At 41.9% G+C, this 6,746-nt stretch carries 6 protein-coding genes; 3 read left to right on the top strand and 3 right to left on the bottom strand.

The window, feature by feature from the left end; all coding sequences use genetic code 11:
- Nucleotides 1-183: 183 nt before the first annotated feature.
- Nucleotides 184-1,059: a prohibitin family protein gene (locus IQ229_RS07505; protein WP_194042592.1), complete on the bottom strand. Its 876-nt coding sequence runs from the start codon at nt 1,057-1,059 to the stop codon at nt 184-186.
- 366 nt (nt 1,060-1,425) lie between these two features.
- Nucleotides 1,426-3,474, bottom strand: coding sequence for an elongation factor G (locus tag IQ229_RS07510; RefSeq protein ID WP_194042594.1), 2,049 nt, complete (start codon nt 3,472-3,474; stop codon nt 1,426-1,428).
- 273 nt (nt 3,475-3,747) lie between these two features.
- On the opposite strand from IQ229_RS07510, the gene IQ229_RS07515 reads away from it, so the two are divergent.
- The 3 genes from IQ229_RS07515 (at nt 3,748) to IQ229_RS07525 (ending at nt 5,774) form a co-directional block, all read left to right on the top strand.
- Complete coding sequence (locus tag IQ229_RS07515) at nt 3,748-4,668, top strand: tetratricopeptide repeat protein (RefSeq protein WP_194042596.1); 921 nt, start codon at nt 3,748-3,750, stop codon at nt 4,666-4,668.
- An 81-nt stretch (nt 4,669-4,749) separates the two neighbouring features.
- On the top strand, nt 4,750-5,304 hold the full coding sequence (locus IQ229_RS07520) for a phosphate-starvation-inducible PsiE family protein (protein ID WP_194042598.1): 555 nt from the start codon (nt 4,750-4,752) through the stop codon (nt 5,302-5,304).
- 224 nt (nt 5,305-5,528) lie between these two features.
- On the top strand, nt 5,529-5,774 hold the full coding sequence (locus IQ229_RS07525; RefSeq protein ID WP_190960961.1) for a hypothetical protein: 246 nt from the start codon (nt 5,529-5,531) through the stop codon (nt 5,772-5,774).
- Nucleotides 5,775-5,921: 147 nt separating this feature from the next.
- Here IQ229_RS07525 and IQ229_RS07530 read toward each other — a convergent pair.
- A partial coding sequence (locus IQ229_RS07530) for an Rpn family recombination-promoting nuclease/putative transposase (RefSeq protein ID WP_228013271.1) occupies nt 5,922-6,746 on the bottom strand: 825 nt, incomplete at its 5' end.

Consider the following 6,746-nt stretch of genomic DNA (forward strand, 5'->3'; position numbering starts at 1 on the left):
AGATAAGGCAACCCCCGATGGTCATGGGAGGAAATAGACAATGGATAATGAGCAAATTTATATTAAACTAGATCAAGAGCATCTGCTAAAGACGATCGCCAAAGCAACGGGTGTAAGTGAAGCAGAAATGATTTGAAAAGTCATTGACCCGATCAAAAAATTTTAGGGCTTTGAGGTTCTTGTTTATGGCTGGATCATAATAGGCACTGCGCCTTTTTCGGAACCAATAATTACAACCTTAGAATTATTAGATTTAGCTAGCTTTTCTGTGGCTTCAATCGCCCGTAATTGTAGCACTTGGTTAGTAAGCCCACCAGAGAGAATTTTTTGGGAATCAGCTATACCTCGCGCTTCAATAAGCTTTCGTTCTGCCTCTTGACGCTCTTTCTCTAAAACAAATTTCATCTGCTGATTTTCTTGCTCTGTCTTGAGTTTATTTTGAATTGCAGCTTGTAGAGTATCAGGCATTTTAATGTTTCGTAAAAGAGCTTCCTCAACGATGAAACCCAAAGCAGGTATTTCTTGGGTGAGTTGTTGGTCAATTTTTTGGGCGATTTCTTGCCGTTTGGTAGAGTAAATAGCATTGGCTGGGTAATTTGCCGTGATGGCGCGGACAGTAGAGCGGAATCTGGAAATCACCAGTTGTGTTTCATCAGTTCCAATTGTTTTATATACTGTAGCTGCCTTTTGCGGATCGAGCTTGTACTGAAGACTGACATCAAGATTTAGGCTCAAACCTTCTTGGGATGTTGCATCTACATTTTCTTTTACATCCTTAATGCGAGTAGAAAAATTCAGCACCTTGCTAAAGGGGTTAAGCAAGTGGACACCAGGATTAAGAGTAGTTTCGGAAACCTCACCAAAAAAATTGACGACACCGACATTACCAGGTGGGACAATCACCAAAAGTCTAGAAAAAGAATTCAGTACTGCAATACTGCCAATTAATATCATAATTGTGCGTATTGCTAAACGTGACCTTTCACTAGATATCCTACCTGTATTGAGATAAACGAGAATTGCAATTAGGCTAGTTACAAGAGAGACTATAAAGCCCATGAGTTTTTTCTGTGTAATTAAGACGAATATACTTAATCACATAATGCCCAAACGCTTTTATAAAACTAATACCATTTCACACAAGTTAGCGCTTTACCTGACTTTTCACGGGATGTGGAAAACCTCTCTCTAAATCTCTCTCCTAAGAGGAGAGAGACTTTGAATTTTCCCCTTACCGCTACGTGTTGGGGGTTAGGTGAATCGTTGGCTTTTCCACATAACGTGAAAAGTCAGAGCGGTTTACGAATCTTTTTACAGATTAAAAAAGATTCCCGACTTTTCTCAGAAGTCAGGAATCTCAGCCTTGGAGCAATGCCTACGACAGGCAAAGCCTACGCTACTCTACAATTAATTCAAAATTCAAAATTACTTGCCGTTGCCGTTACCACCATTACCATTGCTGTGAATGACGCGTTCGGCGAGTTTTTCTGGTACTTCTTGGAGATGGTCATATTCCCAGTGGAAGGAACCAACGCCCAAGGTGAGCGATCGCAGCTCTACAATAAAATTCTGCATCTCTGCTTGTGGTAAGTATGCAGAGACATTATCCCAGCCTTGCCAATCGTTTCTACCCTCATAGCCTAAAATTTGCCCCCGTCTACCACTCAATAGTTGCAGCACTTTGGAAGTAAATTCGCTCGGTGTAGTAACGTCTACCCGCAGAATTGGTTCTAACAAGGTAGGTTCCGCTTGGGGTATCCCCGTTTGCATTGCCAATCTGGCAGCTTGTTTAAAGGCTTGTTCGGAACTGTCAACGTTGTGATATGAACCATTAGTCAGAGTTACCGCCAAATCCACTATTGGGAAGCCCAAAGGCCCGTGTGTCAGAAATTCTCTCACGCCCATTTCCACCCCAGGAATGTACTGTTTGGGAACCACGCCGCCGACAATGGTTTCATTAAAGTTGAAACCTGTACCGCGTGGTAAAGGCTTGATTTCGAGAAAAACATCACCAAACTGTCCGTGACCACCGCTTTGGTGTTTGTAGCGTCCATGAACTGAAGCCACTGTTTTGCGGATGGTTTCTTTGTAAGGCACTTGCGGCAAGTGGGTTGTCATCGGCAAGTTATATTTGCGGCGCAGTCTGTCTAAGGCGACTTGTAAATGAATCTCGCCTTGACCCCAAAGAATAACTTCGTGGGTATCGCCATGTTGTTCCCAAGCAAGTGAGCAGTCTTCTTCTAATAACTTGGTGATGGCACTGCTGAGTTTAACTTCATCGTTGCGCTTTTCTGGTGTAATGGCGAGAGCATACACTGGTTCCAACTCTACAGCTTTGGGTAATTTTATTGCCGACTGCTGTTCTATAGAGATTGTATCGCCTGTCTTGATTCCTTCTAAACGGCTTAATGCAACAATTTCACCAGCACTAACTTGGTTAACTGACTGCTGTTGTTGTCCCATCAGGCGGTAAATTCCACCAGTGCGAATGCCATTGAGGACAATGCCATCAGTTAATTTGCCACGCCAAACACGCACCAAAGACAGTTTGCCACCTTGGGGAGTGTAGTAAGTTTTTAATACCTGCGCTAAAGCTGTATCACCTTTTATGTTTTTTAAACGACGTTCTGCTGTGGTTTCTGGTTCGGGGGCTTCTCGTAACAAGGCTTCTAATAGAGGTCTAACACCATAATCTTGTTCTGCTACACCAAAGAAAACGGGCACTACTAAATCTGCCCCTAATTCCATTTTTAAATCTTTGAGGATTTCCTCTTGGGGTGGTTCGATGTCTTCTAAAAGTTCTTCGAGTAAATGGTCGTCAAAATTTGCTAAAGCTTCGAGCATTTCTGCCCGTGCTGTATGTTCTTCTTCCTTTAAACTTTCGGGGAAGGGAATGGGATCGGCAGGTGCGCCTGGATGATATTGATATGCCTGTTCGCTCACCATATCGATAAAGCCGGTGAGTTGTTCCCCGTTCATGATGGGATATTGATGCGCTACCAAAGGACGGCTAGATACTGCTTTCAGGGCGTGTAACGTTTCTAGGACGTGAATATTTGCCCGATCCATTTTGTTGACAAAGACGAGGTGGGGAATTTCCCAATCGTCTAGGAATTTAAATAGAGGGGCTAGGGTAAGGACGCGATCGCGGATGGGTTCGCAAACTACAATTGCTGCATCGACTCCGATTAAAGCATTGTACGTTTCTTGAGCAAATTCTACGCTTCCCGGACAGTCAATAAATGTGAAGCGAATGCCGTTATACTCAGTGTTAGCGGTGCTGACTTCTACACTCATGTGGCGATCGCGCGATTCGGCTGCACTATCTCCTACTGTATTGCTGTCCTTAACATTGCCTTTGCGGGAAATTGCCCCTGTGACAAATAACAAGCTTTCTAGTAAAGTGGTTTTTCCACTTAAATAAGGCCCAACAATTGCAACGTTCCGCGAACCCGATTTTACTTTTTCGTTCATAAAAACCTCCCTTGCGGTAATTCATTCATAACCGCATGATTCTGTATATATCAATATCAAGGGATAAAAAAATGGTTCTATGGAGTCAAAATTACCCCTTCTTTAATTCGTTATTATCCTCCCTTTAATTGAAAGTTAAAAAAATTGTAGCCTGTCGTAAGATTTAGCTTAAGAAAAGTTAAGTATCACAAATTTTTATTCAGAACCAAAAAGTTTTGTAAAAAAGTTTTTATGCAGTAAATTTAACTGAAAGTGTTGCGAGTCAGAAAATCAATGAGATTATCATTCTTTAAATATCGCATAGCAGGGTTAGTAAGTTTGATGCTGGTTATGAGTATTTCCTTCCCCTCTCTTGCTCTATCTCCTTCTGTCGCCTCAAGGTTGGCACAATCTAATCCTAAAACTGCCGTAGGCTGGTTAAACCAAGGCTTACAAGCGATTCAGGCGGGAAGAGTACAAGATGCGATCGCAGCCTTTAAACAAGCGGCTAAATTAGATCCGGCATTGGCACCAGCGCACTATAATCTGGGGTTAGCATACCGACAAACAGGACAATTACAACCCTCTGCGGATGCATTTTATCGAGCGACGCAAGCCGATCCGAAATTTGCTCCAGCTTTTGCTAATTTAGGCGGAGCGTTGTTAGAAGGTAATAATTTAAAGTTAGCTAACGACTATTTGCAACGCGCCTTAGAACTCGATCCCAAACTCGGATTTGCCCACTATAACTTGGGATTAGTACAAGAACAGCAACGAGATTGCGAGCGAGCGATCGCATCTTTTAAAAAAGCTGTAGAATATAGCAAAAATGCACCAGAACCTCCTTACCATATAGGGATGTGTTATCTCCAACAAGGTAAACTCGATCAAGCCAGAAGTGCATTTTATCAGGCATTAAAAATTAATCCCAAGTATCCAGAAGCTTACTACAATCTCGGCTCAATTTTTTTTCAACAAAGTAAACTACAAGAAGCATTAGAGGCTTTTAGAAAATCAGCCGAAGCTAACTCTAACTATCCCAATGCTTATTATGGTGCTGGGTTAGTTTTTATGCAGTTACAGCAATATGGCGATGCAGTACAAGTATTGCAATTTGCTAGAGATTTATACAATGCCCAAAAAAATCCCCAGTGGGCGAAAAATGCCGAGCAATTGTTGCAACAAGCACAAAATTTAAATTACCAACCTCGCTGAGGCAGAAAAACTTAATATTGCATAACATAAAACTATTGGGTTGACTCGCTGGTGTTGTCTGAACTCGTCCCGATTGGAAAAATGTACATGCAAAAGCGCCAGAAAAGTCGATTTTTATTTAGCGATCGCTGGCTCGATCGGCAATCAATTGTTCGCAACATGGAAGCCTTTCAAGATTTAATTGTGATTGTTTTGTGTTTGGGTTTGTTCGCCGTCATGCTAATCCAATTGTGGGGGATAGCTATCGCCCTCACGCAGCCACTAGACTATAAACATGTGACTGCAAAAATACTATTTGTGTTGATTTTAGTCGAGTTATTTCGACTATTAATGGTCTATTTGCAAGAACATAGTATCTCTGTGGGAGTAGCAGTTGAGGTAACAATTGTATCTCTACTGCGAGAGGTAGTAGTTCACGGAGCGCTGGAAATGCATTGGGTTAATACGCTTGCAATTTGTGGTTTGTTGTTTGTTCTAGGTGGACTACTTGTGGTATGCGCTAAAACGCCACACATGGATTGTATGAGCGCTAACACTAAGTTTTGTCCGGTTGTGTATAGGGGAGGTAGAGAACGGCAAAACGAGTTGGAATTACAGTATTCACGTCAATGTGATGAGAACCAACCGCTTGGATAAATTGTTATGAAAATGGGGAGTGGGAGAGACGCGATTAATCGTGTCTGTACTGGGGAGTGAGGAAAATACTTTTCCTCACTCCCCACTCCTTTGTGTGAGGTTGTATCAGGAAATTATTTTTGCAATGTACTTCCGACGTATTGAAATATACTCTTTTTGGAAGATGAATTGCTCTTTAAGGGTGAATATAACGTTAATTAGAAATTCTAAAAGAGGTTCAAGCAATGGCTACAAATACAGGTAACGGACAATCTCAAACAGCGATTAGCGACTTGGAGTATGATTTTGTCACCGTTTTGCACAACAAGGCTGAAGCTGTTAAAGCTTACGATACTTACATCAAAGATGCAGAACAAGTAGGTTCTCAACCTTGTGTAGAGTTGTTCCAAAAATTGCGGCAATCTGATATTGAACACGCACAAGAAATTCGCCAACATCTACAACAAGTGCTGCAACACGGTAAGATGTAACCCAGGTTTTGAGTTCGTAGGCGTAAGCCCTTCGTAGACATCGCTTCTGGTTTAGCTAAAACAAAAAGAGGCGATGTCTAAAACAGGCTATTTGGCGTGACACTTGCTGATTAGATTAGAGGCAAGCACTGCCCACTATCAGATAGACTAATTCTGGGCTGCTTGCTCTACTTGCGCCACCGTTAAATCGAGAGCCACTGCCACTTGTTCTACACTCAATCCCAATGCCAACAATCGGGGAATAGCTTCTAACTTAGCTTCCTGGCGACCTTCCTGGCGACCTTCCTGGCGACCTTCCTGGCGACCTTCCTGGCGACCTTCTTCTAAGCCGTCTTCCTTGATTGATTGGTACATTCGTGTTTTTTTGAATTCGTCGTCTATACCCAACATTTCTGCTAACTCCTCTCGGCTTAACCGGGTAAATTTGTACAACAGAATAGTCTCTATCAATTCTACAATTTGCTTACTGGTAGATTCATCTGGCAGTTGTTGCCTTGCTTGTAAAATCAATTCTCTACCTTTGTCAACGGCTGTCTCTTCTCTTTCGATAATTAATTTAACGATCGCAACTTGAAGGGAGTTTTCTGTCGAATCTAATTCATCTAGATAAATGCGTTGTACTTGTGAACTGTCTAGCAGTAACTCATACGGTAGACGATCGCTTGGATCTAAACTCTTTTGAGGATAGATAACCACAGCACGCCAAAAATTGACTGATTCGTTTTGACGTAAGTAAAGGAAGATTTCGGCAAAGAAGCGTCTATAGAAAGTCGGGTCTACTTGAAACTGAACTTCAACAAAGTAAAGTGGTTGGTTTGTGGTTTCACTTGTAGGGATGAATACACCATCAATCCTAAAAGCGGTTTCTTTTAACTCAACTGAAACAAATTGATAGGCGTTGACATTGGCAGTCGTGTCGCCAATTATGGCAAAAAATATGCTAGGAAAAGCTTGAAATAAGCTATAAAATAT

This window comes from Nostoc cf. edaphicum LEGE 07299, assembly GCF_015207245.1.
GTDB lineage: Bacteria > Cyanobacteriota > Cyanobacteriia > Cyanobacteriales > Nostocaceae > Nostoc > Nostoc edaphicum_B.